The following is a 15,519-nucleotide window of genomic DNA, read 5'->3' as shown; positions in this document are numbered from 1 at the left end:
GGCAGAAGTTAAAAGACTTCTGTGCGCCGTTTCCCCTTGATATCAAATCCGGTAGCATCCGAATTATTCCTCTCTGTATTCTCTCCCTCTGCGTTCTCTGCGCCCTCTGCGGTTAAATCATTCCGATCCAACCGGAAACGATATTATCCATCGCGCAACAGCCGGCAAGCATACCCACCGACGGCAACGAGCAATAAGCCCAGCGAGGAGATAGCGTATAACAAAGCCATGCCAGCACCCGCACCTGTCCCCAGAATTGGGCCAAAAATAGCTGCTAAAAAACCGGACGGTTGCATGGCGGGTTCAAAGACGCGATCGGCAAGTGGCCCTGCGATCAATAAACCGATCGCGGACGCCAATTGCACGATAACTGCTCTGGTAGCAAAAACACGCCCCTGTACTTCAGGTGCGACTTTCGCCAGCCAAATCGCCTCGTTGGAACTGCCGAGGATGGGGAAATTGAAAGACGAACAAAATTGAGCGGGAATCCAGATAGAAAGGGCCTGGCCGAAAGCAAAGACTATTTTACTCAAGCCCGCGCCTGCCATGCCCAGCAGATAGCCCTGGATTCGGCGTTTGGGGCCGCCCCAAATACTGACGATCGATGCTCCTAAAACGCCGCCTGCGCCGGCGGCTGAAAGGATAGTACCGAGGATTTTGGCATTGTTGCCGGTGCGTGCCAGAATCATCGGTGAGTAGAGGGCCGCGCCGATGTCGTGAGCAAACCAGAATAGCGAAACGGACACCAGCAAGGCAAGCAGGCTGGGACGCTCGACGATGTAGCGGAATCCGAAGCTGAGTTCTTGCCATAGGTGAAAGCGAGTCGGCTGGGGATTGGAGGCGATATTGCTCCGCAACGCTGGCGCGATCGCGGGCTGGGGTATTTTGACAGATACTAGGGTGGCGATCGCGATTGTAAAAGTTGCCAGGTCGATCGTAAAAATCCCGCCGGGCCCGATCGCAGAATAGAGAATCCCCGCCAGCGTCGGAGCAATAATACTCGCACCGTAATTTGCCAAAAAACTTAAACTGCTAGCGCGACTGTAATGCTTTTCTGGCATCATTGTGGCGATCGCTGCTGAGTAAGCTAACTGCTGAATTTGGTCAAAAATTCCGTTAACCGCAGCCGCTACATATATATGCCATATTTGTAAGTTGTGGCTGATATAAAGTAATAGGATAGCGAGCGTTAACAAAGCTGAAACCGCATCACCACTCGCCATCAAAAATTTTCGATTTCCGCGATCGACCAGAATGCCAGCAACCGGAGCGAGCAAGATGCGCGGCAATTGAGTAAAAAACATCAACAAAGCCAAAGCTGTCGCTTGACTGGTAGAGTCCCAAATCCAAATAGTCAGCGCAAACGCGGACATAGCGCTGCCAATCATCGAAGCAGTTTGTCCGAGCCAGAGTTGAATAAATTTTTGCATTAAAGAAGCGATTGATAGGATTTAAAATTGAGAGAATCGGGGTTTTTAGGCAGGAGAATGACCGAAAGCATCCAGGATACAAGCCCCCGGATTCATTCCTTCGCAGACTCAGGACGGAGAAATAAAAAACCTGTATCCGAGAAACTTGCCCCCCGAATTTATCCGTGGGGTCAATGCTTCAATCGAAAATCTAAAATCGAAAATCTAAAATCGATTGACACCCGCATAAAATCCCACGCCACTCGCATTAAAACCAAGGCCATTGCTGGCTAAGGGGAGATAATTCTTCATATTGCTGTCTCGCCTCCTTGCGGTAAAATTTCACCAAATGCCGCTGTCGCCACATCAGTACGCCCGTAACAAACAGTACGATCGCTGCTAATCCTGCGATCGTGTGTACCAGCCGCAAGTAAATTCCGCCATAGCTGCCAATATGTAGCGGATAAAGCGAGTTGAGAATTCGATTTGCGACAGAAGCTGAATTTACGCTGTCAGCCTGCAATATTTCGCCACTGTATTGGTCGAGATAAATGGTGCTAACCCCGTTTGGATGCGGCTCGTTGGGAAATTTTTTCCGTACTTTAAAAATTGCTTCCGGCGTCAAAGGCAGAGAAATAAAAGTGGTTTTAGCTTCTGGCCAAACGGTATTAACTTGGTGTAAGATTTCGTCAAGGTTTTGCCTTGAACGGCTAGAGTGGGGATGAGAAGTCAAGGCTGGCTGTGGCTTTTCATTGGTTAGCCAATACAATGTCGATTCAACCGGCGCGTAAAAAATTATCGCTGTGCCTGTAGCGGAGATGAGTATGAGAAAAGCGACCGATACAATGCCAGAAACGTTATGTAAATCAAATACAGTCCGCTGCCAGTGAGCTTTCCAATTAATCGAAAATCCGCGAGCCAAATTGCGCCAACCAGTCCACAGCACCAAACCAGTAAAAGTTAGTCCTAGCATTACTAGACCGCAAATCCCTACAACAAGATGACCAAATTCTCCTCCAGCTAATTCCGCGTGTAACGTAAAAATAAAACCTGTAAAAGTTTCTTTCTTAAGGCGCGCACCCTTAATTTTTCCGCTGTAAGGATTGACATAAACGTTAACTACTTCCTCACTCTTTGACAGCATCGAAACTTGGCAAACTTCCTTCGCTTTTCGGGGCAGCAAGATACTAAGAGCTTGATTTTGCGGATAAGCTTTTTCGACAATTTGCAGGACATTTTCCAGCGGTATTCGTTCGGCTTGAGGAATTACTTGCAGGAGTTGGGGATTGAACAACCGCTCGATTTCAGGCCCGAAAACCAGTAAGCTGCCCGTTAAAGCAATTACTGCTAGAAATATTCCTACTACCAACCCCAAATACAAGTGCAGTTTGAATGCGAGTTTGCGGAACTTCATCTCTAGATTTTTCTCAAAGCCGTTAACTGTTATCATTAAGGTAAAACCGGTAGTCCGACAGGGAATGAATTCCCTGTCTCAAAGCTAAAGTCCTCTTAAGAGGACTGAGAAAAACACTTTTCAACTCATTAGTCCTCTTTTAGAGGACTTTAGCTATTAGACAGGGGTTTCAACCCCTGGCGGACTGGCGGACTAGCGGGTGGCCGCGAGGACTGGCAGACTAACAGCTTAAATTGACACCAATGGGTTCTTGGAGTGTCCCTACGGGGGATATTGAATCTACTTCATAAACCTGCAATCTGTAATTACCAGTTAAGGCGGTAATTAACACTGAGAGTCAAACCTCTGCCTGCATAATTAGAGCTGTCCGATCCAAATCCAGCTAAGTATTGGGAGATCACGGGAAAATATTGATTATTCAATAAATTCTCGACTTTGATTTGTAGCAGCCCAGAGCCAATTTTAACCGCGCTGACGTAATCCAGTGTGAGATAGCTGCTAATCAGGCCGCCATCCGAGCCGTCTTTGAAGGCTTGATCGCGATTTCCAGAATATAATAACTGTAACCGATTGTTCCATCCCGGCAAAGTTTCGTTTTGAACATAAGCTGTTAGCTTGAGGGGTGGAATTCTGCTGCTATCGAGGGCGATGTAACGGTTGTCCTCCTCATATTCGCCATGAAGATAGGTAGCAGTCCCGCCGATCGACCATGCTCGTGCAGGTTGCCAATCCACAGTCCCTTCTAAGCCGTAAATGCGTTCTGGGGCGCGGATTAGTTCCAGGCGACCTGTGTTGCCAACTGGTTGAAAACTGATTCCTAGATCGGAGGTATTGTAAAAAGCGGCAAGCGACATTTGCACGGATCGCCACCCTCCTCGAATGCCAATTTCGTAGCTGTTGACTTTTTGCGGTTGAGTTACTTCTAACGAAGATTCAATTCCCACAAAATCGTCGGGGGGTTGGCGGAGAATGCGGCCGAAATCTGGAACTGAGAAACCTTGAGAAAAGTTGCCAAATACGTTGAAGGTGTCATTAATTTTATAGACAGCCCCTGTATTAAATAGGGTGGCGTTAAATTTGCGATCGCCTCCTTCGATCTGGCGATCGTTAAAAGTGGTATAATCATTGACGTTTAACCCGACGCGTTCGTGACGTATCCCCCCACTTAGAATCACGATATCGTCAATATTCCATTCCAATTGACCGAAAAAGCCAAGGCTGTTGTAAGTGTAAGGAGGGACGAAAGGACGCTCGGAAATTTTCCGGTAAACCCTGCCACCACTTGCGTCAACTCTCTCTGGGTCGTACAGGTCGAAACGCTGTTTGCTATCTTCAGTAACATAGTCAGAACCCCAAGTTAATCGAAGATTTTCGGCACTGGATAAAGGAGTGGTGACCGCAAGCCTTCCTCCTATTTGTTCGTTCTCGGCTCGCGAACGAGCAACGCCGACAAACGGGCCAAAGAAATCGGACGTGCGAAAATCAGAGGGAACACTTACATTGGAATTCGTTCGATAGTAAATTTGACTTTGAAGGCTGCTGCCAAAAAGGTTTTGGTTGGTGTAACTGAGGTTGAGCTGTGTACTTTTATTTCCCGGTGTTTCCCCGTCAATATCCAAATCTCCGGTTCGGATGGCGCGGGCTTTTTGCCGTCCTTCCTGGTCGTCAACACTAAAGTCGGGAATCACATTGGGATCTTGGGTTTCCCGATAGTGATTGACAGTTAGTTGCAGCCGCTGGTTGGTGTCCAAATCTACCCCGACTTTGCCCATCACGTTGAAGAGGGTGCTGCTATCTCCGCCGAGTTCAAAATAGGGAATGCGCGAGCCTTTGGCATCGTAAAAAGCTCCACTTCTAGAGAGCGAGACAGTGCCCGTCAGATCGACATTGCCCGATCGGCCAGAAACCGTCTGCTGAGCGTTAAAGCTTAGAGCATCATCCGTGTTTGTTAAACCGCTACTGACGCCCACTTCAGTAACAGCACTTAGCCTTTCCTCAGTTGGCCGACGAGTAATAATATTAACCACGCCACCTGTAGCCTGAGCGCCGTAGATTGCGGTAGACCCCCGCACTACTTCAATGCGCTCGATCGCGCTAGGATCGATGTTTCTAAATTCTCTGCCAAACGATTGAAGATTGGTCGTTTGTGGCACGCCGTCAATCAGAACGGAAACGTCCCTACCCCGCAAAGTTTGTCCATAAGTGGCAGTCAATTGAGTCGGGGGCGCGAAACCGGGAACTTGATTTGCCAGAGCTTCCCCGATATTTCTTGATTGCCCTACCTGCTGCTGAAGTTCTTCGGAGTCTACCACCGTTATAGAGCGTGGCACGTTGGTCACTCTTTCTGCGGTTCGTGTTGCAGTGACGACGATTTCAATCGGGTCTCTCCCCGCCTGTGGCGTCCCAGGTGGCTGCGCTGTCGGCGGCAAGGGTGATCCGGGCGTCCCAGGTGGCTGTGCTGTCGGCGGCAAGGGTGATTCGGGTGTCCCAGGTGGCTGCGCTGTCGGCGGCAAGGATTCTCCGGGTGTTCCAGGTGGCTGCGCTGTCGGCGGTAAAGGTTCTGCAGGTATCTCTACCGGCTGCCCTGTCTGTGGGAAGGGTGCTGCAGGTGCCCCCGGCCGCTGTGTTGTAGGAGCAGGTGCCCCCGGGCGAGCCGTCATCTCCGAGGTGGGTTTTAAACTGAGAATCAGACCTGCAGCATTAGGAATCACCCGTGCCACTGGTTGACCCCTCTCGCCAACGACTTTGATTCGGATGCTGTTGTTATCTAAAGGAGTAACGGTGACAGAAGCAATTCCGGCTGCAGGCTTGTCTTGACGAAACTCATTTCCCCCCGGTAATCGCAGTTGAGCGGTGATGACATCAGCTTGTAAAGTTTCGCCAAAGCTGGCGCTGAAGACTTGCAGGGGTCTTCCATCTTCAGTATCTAGGATGATTTCAATGCCTTCTGACGTGGGGTTGAGGCGAACGCCCGTCACCTGCGCGATGTTGGAAGCGCACGCCGACTGAGCGACTACCGCCGACACGACTCCTGCCAGCCCAAGGCTACTTAGTAATTTCTGCGATCTGTTCATTACTCTTAAATCAACAATTAATGGAACTTCGGATATGTGGTTTGCGTTGCTTGCACAACATGATTTGTGGCAGCGTTGCTGCTCTTCTCTGGTTCCTGAAACTGACCTGCGGAAGATGCGGCCCTGTTGTCGGGCGCAGTTCGCTCCGATGCTCCCGTCGCTAGTGGCATTTGTCTGGGAATACAGCAGGCGCGTGAGGGCGAAATCCTCAGTCCGGTGGCGCTCTGGACGATCGCCCACGGTGGGCATTTTCCTCGGTTAAAGGAAGTAGTCGCTGGACGCTTAATGAGAAAGTGACTTAATTAGATAACAGAGCACTCACATCTGTCAAGAGTTAACTAATGAAAACTTATTGCATCTTAAGATAGGGGGTCAGACCCCTCTAGCTAGTTAGACACCACTTGCCTATTATGGTTTTGGCAAGGGCTAGACAAACGATCGCCTAAAATGCTATGGCAAGAGTTAGAAAAGATTGTCATATAGGAAACGATTGTAGTCAATAAATATTTCAACTACTCTTGACAATAAATATCATCTAGCATAGGATACTTAAAGTCGATAGCGGTAAAGCCCCTGAAGCTGATCTCGAAGCTGGCTCGGACTGAAATCGCCCCGGAGCCATTGTCGAACAGCGCGATCGACAACAAAACGTGAAAAAAAGCGCTAATACCCGAATTGAAGACTCAAACGCGCTGATGGGAGACTCGTAACGTCCGAAAGCTATTCACAGAAAGTCTATGTGGAAAGAATTTGGCGGAACTGGTTGGCGTACTGCAAACAAGATTTATTAGGTAAAAAGAATCATCGATGAGTGACGCAAGCATTAAGGGAAACCAACTCACCGAAAGTTGTACAAATTTAGTAGAACTCCTACAAAACAGAGCACTACACCAACCAGAGCAGAAATATACATTTCTGTTAGACGGAAAAACTGAAACCGCCAGTTTGACTTATCGAGAGTTAGATGCGATCGCCCGATCGCACGCCGCGCGACTTCAGACATTGGGAGTCACTGGCGAACGAGCCTTACTGCTTTTCCCGCCAGGATTGGACTATCTAGCCGCCTTTTTCGGATGCTTGTACGCCAAAGTTATCGCCGTTCCCCTCTATCCACCGAAGCTGAAACGGAATTTAGCGAAAATAAGTGCGATCGCCAAAGACGCAGGAGCAACAATTGCGATCGCACCCGCGCGACACCTGGAAAATTTAGAGCAGCTATGCGAGCAAGCGCCGGAACTCAAAGGGCTGCACTGGCTGAGTGCAGAAGCGCTTTCGGATGACGGCGAAAAGTGGCAGCAGCCACCCATCCATCCCGACGAAGTAGCTTATCTTCAGTACACTTCCGGCTCAACCTCCACCCCCAAAGGCGTAATGGTGAGCCACGCAAACGTTTTGTACAACATCGAATACATTCACCGAGGCTTTGACCACGATGCCGAAAGCGTTGCGGTAACGTGGCTTCCCCCGTTTCACGACATGGGGTTAATTGACGGATTGCTCAAACCTTTGTATCTGGGAATTCCCTCTTACTTCATGCCGCCAGCGGCTTTTATTCAGAACCCGATGTGCTGGTTGGAAGCGATTTCGCGCTACAAAGCTACCCACAGCGGCGGGCCAAATTTTGCTTACGACTTGTGTGCTAGCAAAATCAGCAAAATGTTGCTAGCACAATTTGAGGATGATGATTGTGGGGTAGGCGTCGGGCCTGCTGTGAAAATACACGGGACGGGCGGGACGCCCATCCCACAAAACAATCAAAATCATCCCGCTATTATGCAGCGCAAAATCTTGGGCGATGGCCAAAAAATGCTCGACTTGAGTAGTTGGCGCGTGGCCTATAACGGTGCAGAACCCATCCACAAAGAAACCCTAGAGCGATTTACCAAAGCTTTTGAGCCCTGCGGTTTTCAGGCGGATGCCTTTTGTCCTGCTTACGGAATGGCAGAAACCACGCTAAAAATTGCCACGGTTCGCAGCGGGACAACACCGACTTTCTTAGCTGTTGACGCTGGGGCGCTGGAAAATAATCACATTGTAGAAGTTGTCGAAGGCGAGGGGGGCGCGAGAACTTTAGTCGGCTGCGGTTTCCCTGAATTTGGCACTAAAGTTGCGATCGTCAATCCCGAAACTCTGACACAATGCCAGCCGCAGGAAGTCGGAGAAATTTGGGTAGCTGGCGAAACAGTGGCGCGAGGCTATTGGAATCGCCCAGAAGAAACAGAAAAAACCTTCCAAGCATATCTTTCAGATACGGGCGAAGGGCCATTTTTGCGAACAGGAGATTTAGGCTTTTTACGCGACGGAGAACTGTTTATTACAGGGCGACTCAAAGATTTAATTATCATCCGAGGTCGCAATCTTTACCCCCAAGATATAGAAAGAACAGCAGAACGCAGCCATCCCAGTTTGCGGCCAGGGGCGATCGCGGCATTCTCGGTGGAAGTCGCAGGCGAAGAACAGCTCGTTATCGTGCAAGAATTACAATCTCGCAAAGCACCGGATAATGTCGAGGAAATTATCAGCGCCATCCGTTCCAGCATTGCTCAAGAATCAGAAGTGCAAGTTTATGGAGTAGTGCTGATTAAGCCCGGAAGCATTCCGAAAACGACCAGCGGTAAAATTCAACGTCGCGCCGCCTATGCTGACTTTCTAGCTGACAATTTGGAAGTGGTCGCCAGTAGCATTTTAGAGTTAGCTGATTTTGGTGAAATAGAGAATCGCCTCACGCGAGAAATTCTGCTTAAATCAGAGTTAGAAGAACGGCAGTCGCTGCTTGAAGCTTACCTTTGGCAGCAGGTAAACCGCCGGGGAATGAATTCCCCGGCTAATAGCCAAAGTCGGCTAAAGCCGACTGAAATCGATCGACCTCTCAGTAGCTTTGGACTAGATTCTTTAAGAATTTTTGAGTTAAAAAATCAGATAGAGAGCGACTTTGGCGTTACTGTATCGGTTGCCGATTTGTTTGAAGATAGGAGCATTGCTCGACTAGCAGTGCAAATTCTAGAGCAACTGACAGGAAATACCAAAGCAGTCGTCCCAAGGCCAGTTTCTCGCCTACAAAATATTCCCCTGTCTTTTGCCCAAGAGCGCTTGTGGTTCTTCGACCAATTGGAACCCGGAAACCCATTCTATAACCTCTGCGGTGAAGTTCAGATCACAGGACAGCTCTATGCAGAAACACTTAGGCAAAGTATTGAGAAAATTATCGAGCGACACGAGATTTTAAGAACTGCGTTTGGTGGTGGCAAAAAAGAACAGATACAAGTTATTTTTGATGCGAAAACTTTCCCATTACCCCTGATAGATTTGAGCCATTTTCCCCCTGCGGAACGCGAGAAAAAAGCGCAAGAAATGTCGGCGGAAGAAGCACAGTTGCCCTTTGATTTAACTCAACCCAATCTGCTCCGTGCCAAACTTCTGCGCCTATCGGAAACAGAACATACCCTGCTTTTATCTGCCCACCATATCATTTTTGATGGGCTGTCTTTGGGCGTATTTTTACGGGAATTAGCGGCATTTTATGAAGAATTTACTAATAATAATTTAGCCACCATTCCACCTCTGCCAATTCAGTATGCAGACTTTGCCACTTGGCAGCGCCAACAAATGCAGGGAGAAATATTAGAAACTCAACTTACTTACTGGAAGCAGCAGTTAAGTCGCAGCGCAGCGGTTCTAAATTTACCAACAGACTTTTCTCGTCCCGCTGTTCAAAGTTACAAGGGAGGTCGGCAATTATTTGAATTGCCAGAGCACTTAACCGAGGCAATTAGGCAATTGAGTCGCAGTGAAAAAACTACTTTCTTTATGACATTGCTGGCAGCATTCAAAACACTGCTTTACCGCTACACAGGGCAAGAAGATATCCTCGTCGGTTCACCAATTGCCAGCCGCAACAGCAGCGAAACCGAATCATTAATTGGATTTTTTGTCAATACTTTAGTCCTGCGGACTGACATAAATGGAAATCCCACTTTTCGAGATTTGCTGAGTCGAGTGCGAGAGGTTGCATTAGGTGCTTACGCGCATCAAGATGTACCGTTTGAGAAGTTGGTTGAAGAATTGCAGCCGAATCGAGATTTAAGTCACTCGCCTTTATTTCAGGTGATGTTTGCCTTTCAAAATGCCTCTGAATTTGCCTTAGAATTGCCGGATTTAAGCTTGAACTGCCAACAGATTCACAGCGGTACAGCAAATTTCGATTTAACCCTGGAATTAGAAGCCACAGCAACAGGTATTAGAGGCTGGTTTGAGTACAGCCTAGACTTATTTGAAGCGGCTACGATCGCGCGAATGGCAGGACACTTTCAGAACTTATTAGAAGGCATCGTTGCGAATCCCTCCGCGCGTCTATCCGATTTGCCCCTGCTTGCAGAAACAGAACGCCAGCAACTTCTATTTGAGTGGAATAACACTGAGATAAAATACTCCCAAAATGAGTGCGTTCACCGTTTGTTTGAAGCGCAGGCTGCGAAAACCCCTGATGCGGTTGCGGTGCGATTTGAATGCCAAAGTTTGACTTACCAAGAATTAAATAATCGCGCGAATCAACTTGCCCATTACTTGCACTCCTTCGGCGTAAAACCCGATGCGATAGTCGGCGTTTATATGGAGCGATCGCTCGATGCGATCGTCGGAATCTTAGGCGTATTAAAAGCAGGCGGCGCTTATTTGCCCCTCGATCCGCATTATTCCAAAGAACGTCTTAATTTTATGTTAGAAGACGCTGGAGTTCGCGTATTGCTAACGCAAGCAAAATTAGCCACCGACTTGCTAGTCCCCAATATTTCCGCGATTTGCTTGGATGCAGAATGGGAGATAATTTATCAACAAAATCAGTCAAATCCTGATAGCGCCGTTTCGCCAGAAAACCTCGCTTATATCATCTATACATCCGGGTCTACCGGCCAGCCAAAAGGAGTGATGGTGCAGCATCAATCTTTGGCAAATTATACGCAGGCTGCAAGTGTAGAATATGGCATCGAACCAGGCGATCGCGTTCTCCAATTTGCTTCCCTCAGCTTCGACGCCAGCGCCGAAGAAATCTATCCCTGTTTAACGCGAGGCGCAACTTTGGTACTGCGCGGAAATTCCATGTTAGACAGCATTTCTTCCTTCCTGAAAAAGTGCCGGGAATGGGAAATCACTGTATTGGATTTGCCGACAGCTTACTGGCGCGAATTAACTGCCAGACTCAGCGCCGAAAAATCCGAATTTCCCCCGTCAGTGCGCTTGACAATTATTGGCGGAGAAACCGCACTTTCAGCATCCCTGAATCAGTGGCAAAAATGCGTATCAGAAAAAGTCCGGCTAGTCAATACTTACGGCCCCACAGAAACAACCATTGTCGCCACGTGGTGCGACACTCTCCCCTCTTCCTCCTCCTCTTCTCTCCCCTCTGCGCCCTCTGCGCCCTCTGCGGTTAAAAACTCCCCAAAATCGCTACCAATTGGACGCCCAATTCCAAATGCCCGCACCTATGTACTTGATGCTAATTTGCAACCAGTTCCCATCGGAGTCCCCGGCGAACTTTATATCGGAGGTGCGGGCGTTGCCAGAGGCTATCTCAACCGTTCAGATCTGAATCGAGAAAAATTTATTCCCGATCCTTTTAGCAGCAAACAAGGCGATCGCCTTTACAAAACAGGCGATTTAGTCCGCTATCTCCCCGACGGGAATTTAGAATTTCTCGATCGCACAGATCGTCAAGTGAAAATTCGCGGTTTCCGCATAGAGTTAGGAGAAATCGAATCCACACTCAGCCAACATCCAGACGTGCAAGAAGCAGTCATTCTCGCGCGAGAGGAAGATTCAGGCGAAAAGCGCTTAGTTGCTTACCTCGTTTTAAACTCAGCACTCAGCATTGGCAACTCTGCACTGATTAAAAATCTGCGTTCTTTTCTCCGGGAACAACTGCCCGATTATATGGTTCCTGCTAGTTTCATGTTTTTGGAATCGATGCCACTGACACCAAACGGCAAGGTAGATTTTAAGGCACTTCCCGCACCGGAAACCAACAGTTTAGAGGCAGATTTTATCGCTCCTGATACTTTAGAAGAACAAGTATTAGCGGAGATTTGGGTGGAGGTTCTGGGTTTAAAACAGGTGGGAATTAATGACAATTTCTTTGAGTTGGGAGGTCACTCTTTGCTGGCAACTCAACTGATTGCCAAGGTGCGCGATCGCTTTCAAGTTGAGCTATCGCTGCGCTGTCTGTTTCAATCCCCCACTGTCGCCAGTTTGGCAGTTGCGATCGCACAAGCTAAGAGCCAGCAGTCGCCCGAACCCCTGATTTCACTGCCCGCGATCGCCCCCGATCCTCAAAATCGCTATCAACCATTTCCGCTCAACGAAATGCAGCAGGCGTACTGGATCGGCAGAAATAGCTTTTTTGAAATGGGCAATGTTGCCATTCACGGCTATGTAGAAATTGAGAGCGACGAGTTAGATTTAGAGCGGTTTAGCCTCGCGTGGCAGCGAGTTGTAGAGCGTCACGATATGCTGCGGGCGATCGTACTTCCGAACGGACAGCAGCAAATTCTGGAAAACGTGCCCGCTTATAAAATTGAGGTTTTGGATTTGCGATCGCTCGATTCAAAAGTTGCCGGCGAACAACTCGAAGCAATTCGCGATCGCCTTTCTCACCAAGTGCTGCCGCTCGATCGCTGGCCGCTATTCGAGATTTGCGCTTCGCAAATAAGCGATCGCCGCATCCGGCTCCACATCAGCATTGACGCCTTGTGCATAGACGGCTGGAGTTTTCAAATTTTGTTTGGCGATTTGGTAAAGTTTTACCGCAATCCCCATACTGCGATCGCACCCTTGCAACTGTCTTTCCGCGATTGCGTGTTAGCTGCGATCGCCTTAGAAAACTCCCCATTTTACCAGCAATCCTTAGATTACTGGCGCACTCGCCTCAAAACCCTGCCACCAGCGCCGGAATTGCCCCTCGCCAAACAGCCGAATTCCTTAACGCAGCCGCGATTTAAACGCTGGAGCGATCGCTTAGATTTCTCAACTTGGCAGCGCCTCAAAACGCGCACAGCTCGCGCCAGCCTCACTCCTACGGGTTTATTGCTAGCTGCCTATGCCGAGGTTCTCTCCCTGTGGAGCAAAACGCCTCGGTTTACCCTCAACGTGCCGCGCTTTAATCGCCTTCCCCTGCACCCTCAAGTTGAGGAAATTATCGGAGAATTTGCCTCATTTACTCTGTTAGAAATAGACAACTCAAAGCCAGAAAGTTTTGAAGTACGAGCCAAGCGACTACAACAACAACTTTGGCAAGATTTAGAACACCAATATGTCAGCGGCGTGCGCGTTTTGCGAGAACTCGCCCAAGCGCAAGGGACAACCGCAGCGCTGATGCCAGTTGTATTTACGATCGATCCGCAAAACGCGCCTGGGGAAGATTCCTCTATCTTTTCTCTCATTCAAGAATTGGGAGAACTGGTGCACATCATCGGTCAAACGCCACAAGTTTGGATCGACGCGCAATTTACCGAAACTGCTGACGGGCTTTCTTTTAGCTGGGATGCGGTGGAAGAACTCTTCCCGCCAGGGATGATTGACGATATGTTTGAGGCCTACTGTCGCCTATTGCAACACCTCGCCAATGAAGAGGAAACTTGGCAGAAAACGGTGCAGTTTCAGCAAGCCTTTACTAACAGCATTGAGGCACCTATTCCCGATGTATTGCTGCACGAATTGTTTGCTGAGAAAGTCGCGTCGCGATCGCACGAACCCGCCATCATTACTTCAACGCGCACTCTGAGTTATCAAGAATTGTATCTGCGATCGAATCAAGTCGGTCATCGATTGCGAAATCTCGGAGTTCGCCCTAATCAATTGATTGCCGTCGTCATGGAGAAAGGATGGGAGCAAATCGTCGCTGTTTTGGGAATTCTAGCCTCTGGAGCCGCTTATTTACCCATTGATGCGGCGCTGCCAAAAGAGCGGCTGTGGTATTTGCTGGAAAATGGCGAAGTTCAATTTGTACTAACGCAATCTTGCTTAGATCGAAGCTTAGAATGGCCCGAAACTGTGCGGCGAATTTGCCTCGATACCGACGAATTGGCAACAGAAAGTGACAAACCTTTAGAAACAGTACAGGAACCGGAAGATTTAGCTTATGTGATTTATACTTCCGGTTCAACTGGCTTGCCGAAAGGCGTGGCGATCGCGCACCGAGGTGTAGTCAATGCGATCGCTCAGACCAATCAAGTGTTTAATGTGACCGAGGGCGATCGCGCGATCGCAGTCACCGCACTGCACCACGATATGTCGGTTTACGATATCTTCGGCATCCTAGCGGCCGGGGGCGCGATCGTCATTCCCGATGCCGCACAACGGCTAGACCCCGCTCACTGGAATGAATTGATGGTAAAAGAGCGCGTCACCATTTGGAACTCGGTTCCCCCGATGATGGAAATGCTGCTCGATTACGCTGCCGGACGTTCTGAGGTGTTGCCGGAGTGCTTGCGCTGGGCGTTTCTCGGCGGAGATTGGATTCCAGTAACGCTGCCTGAGAGGTTAAGGGCGATCGTCCAAGAATGTCGCGTTGTCAGCGTCGGCGGGCCAACCGAAACTACCCTTTGGAATATTTGGTATCCGGTAGAAACTGTTGATTCTTCTTGGAAAAGCATTCCCTACGGCAAGCCGATCGCTAACACCCGCTATTACATTTTGAATGAAAGGCTGGAAGACTGTCCCGTCTGGGTTGCCGGCGAGATGTGCTGTGCGGGAGTTGGGCTGACAAAAGGATACTGGCGGAATGAAGAAAAAACTCGCGCCACTTGCCTCACGCACCCCGTCACGGGCGATCGCTTGTACCGAACGGGAGATTTAGGGCGCTTCCTCCCTGACGGCAATATCGAATTTTTAGGGCGAGAAGATTTCCGCCTTAAAATTCGAGGATTCCGCATCGAAGCAGGAGAAATTGAAGCTGCTTTGAACGAACACCCAGCAGTCAAAGCATCCATTGTCACCGCATTCGGAGAAAATCACAGTCAAAAACGCTTAGTAGCATATATCGTTCCCCAACAAAATGCTGTCCTTGCGGTTGAAGAATTGCGACAATTTCTGAGTGAAAATCTGCCCGATTATATGGTGCCGTCTGCATTTATAGTTCTGGACGCGCTGCCGCTTTCGGCGAACGGCAAAGTTAACCGCAAGGCACTGCCTGAACCGGATGCCGCAATTCCCGAAGCAAAGATTTTTGTCGCACCGCGCACCCCGATTGAGGCAATGTTAGCGAGAATTTGCTGTGAGGTTCTCGGTATCGAACAGTTAAGCATTACCGATAACTTTTTTGAACTAGGAGGAAATTCGCTGCTGGCAATTCAATTAGCAGCAAAGGTACGAGAATCTTGTCACCTAGAATTGCCTTTGTGCGATATTTTTGCAGGGCGATCGCTCGCCGTACTTGCAGAAAAGATTGCTGAAGCCAAAAACAAAAACGCGACAGTTGAAGAACCCGCGATCGCGCCCGTTTCGCGATCGGCATACCGCATGAAACTCTCCTCTTTGCGCTAACCACAAATCAGTGATGAGTCATGAGTGAGCAGCCAATAATATCATGTCCGTTCGATTGACCGTTATTCCTGTAGGGGCGGGTTCACCAATA

5 protein-coding genes are annotated in these 15,519 nt (G+C 48.9%); 2 read left to right on the top strand and 3 right to left on the bottom strand.

The annotated features are described in order from the left end of the window. Positions 1 to 143: 143 nt before the first annotated feature. The 3 genes from QT987_RS08900 to QT987_RS08890 all read right to left on the bottom strand — a co-directional run bounded on the left by QT987_RS08900 (position 144) and on the right by QT987_RS08890 (position 5,897). Positions 144 to 1,430 (bottom strand): MFS transporter, encoded by a 1,287-nt coding sequence (locus QT987_RS08900; protein ID WP_333239108.1) that lies wholly within the window; start codon positions 1,428 to 1,430, stop codon positions 144 to 146. Between the two features lie 247 nt (positions 1,431 to 1,677). Beyond that, positions 1,678 to 2,859 (bottom strand): PepSY-associated TM helix domain-containing protein, encoded by a 1,182-nt coding sequence (locus tag QT987_RS08895; RefSeq protein WP_333239106.1) that lies wholly within the window; start codon positions 2,857 to 2,859, stop codon positions 1,678 to 1,680. 269 nt (positions 2,860 to 3,128) lie between these two features. After that, positions 3,129 to 5,897 carry a TonB-dependent receptor domain-containing protein gene (locus tag QT987_RS08890; protein WP_333239104.1) on the bottom strand — a complete coding sequence of 923 codons (2,769 nt, stop codon included), beginning with the start codon at positions 5,895 to 5,897 and terminating at the stop codon, positions 3,129 to 3,131. Positions 5,898 to 6,023: 126 nt separating this feature from the next. Between QT987_RS08890 and QT987_RS08885 the strand changes: the two genes are divergently transcribed. Beyond that, positions 6,024 to 6,194, top strand: coding sequence for a hypothetical protein (locus QT987_RS08885; RefSeq protein ID WP_333239102.1), 171 nt, complete (start codon positions 6,024 to 6,026; stop codon positions 6,192 to 6,194). Between the two features lie 510 nt (positions 6,195 to 6,704). Then, positions 6,705 to 15,428, top strand: coding sequence for an amino acid adenylation domain-containing protein (locus QT987_RS08880; protein WP_333239100.1), 8,724 nt, complete (start codon positions 6,705 to 6,707; stop codon positions 15,426 to 15,428). The last annotated feature ends 91 nt before the right edge of the window (positions 15,429 to 15,519 follow it).

Origin of the sequence: Microcoleus sp. SVA1B4 (assembly GCF_036700545.1) — a bacterium.
Taxonomy (GTDB): Bacteria; Cyanobacteriota; Cyanobacteriia; order Cyanobacteriales; family Microcoleaceae; genus Microcoleus.
The sequence above is the reverse complement of the archived record's forward strand: the minus strand, read 5'-3'. Positions and strand labels throughout refer to the sequence as shown.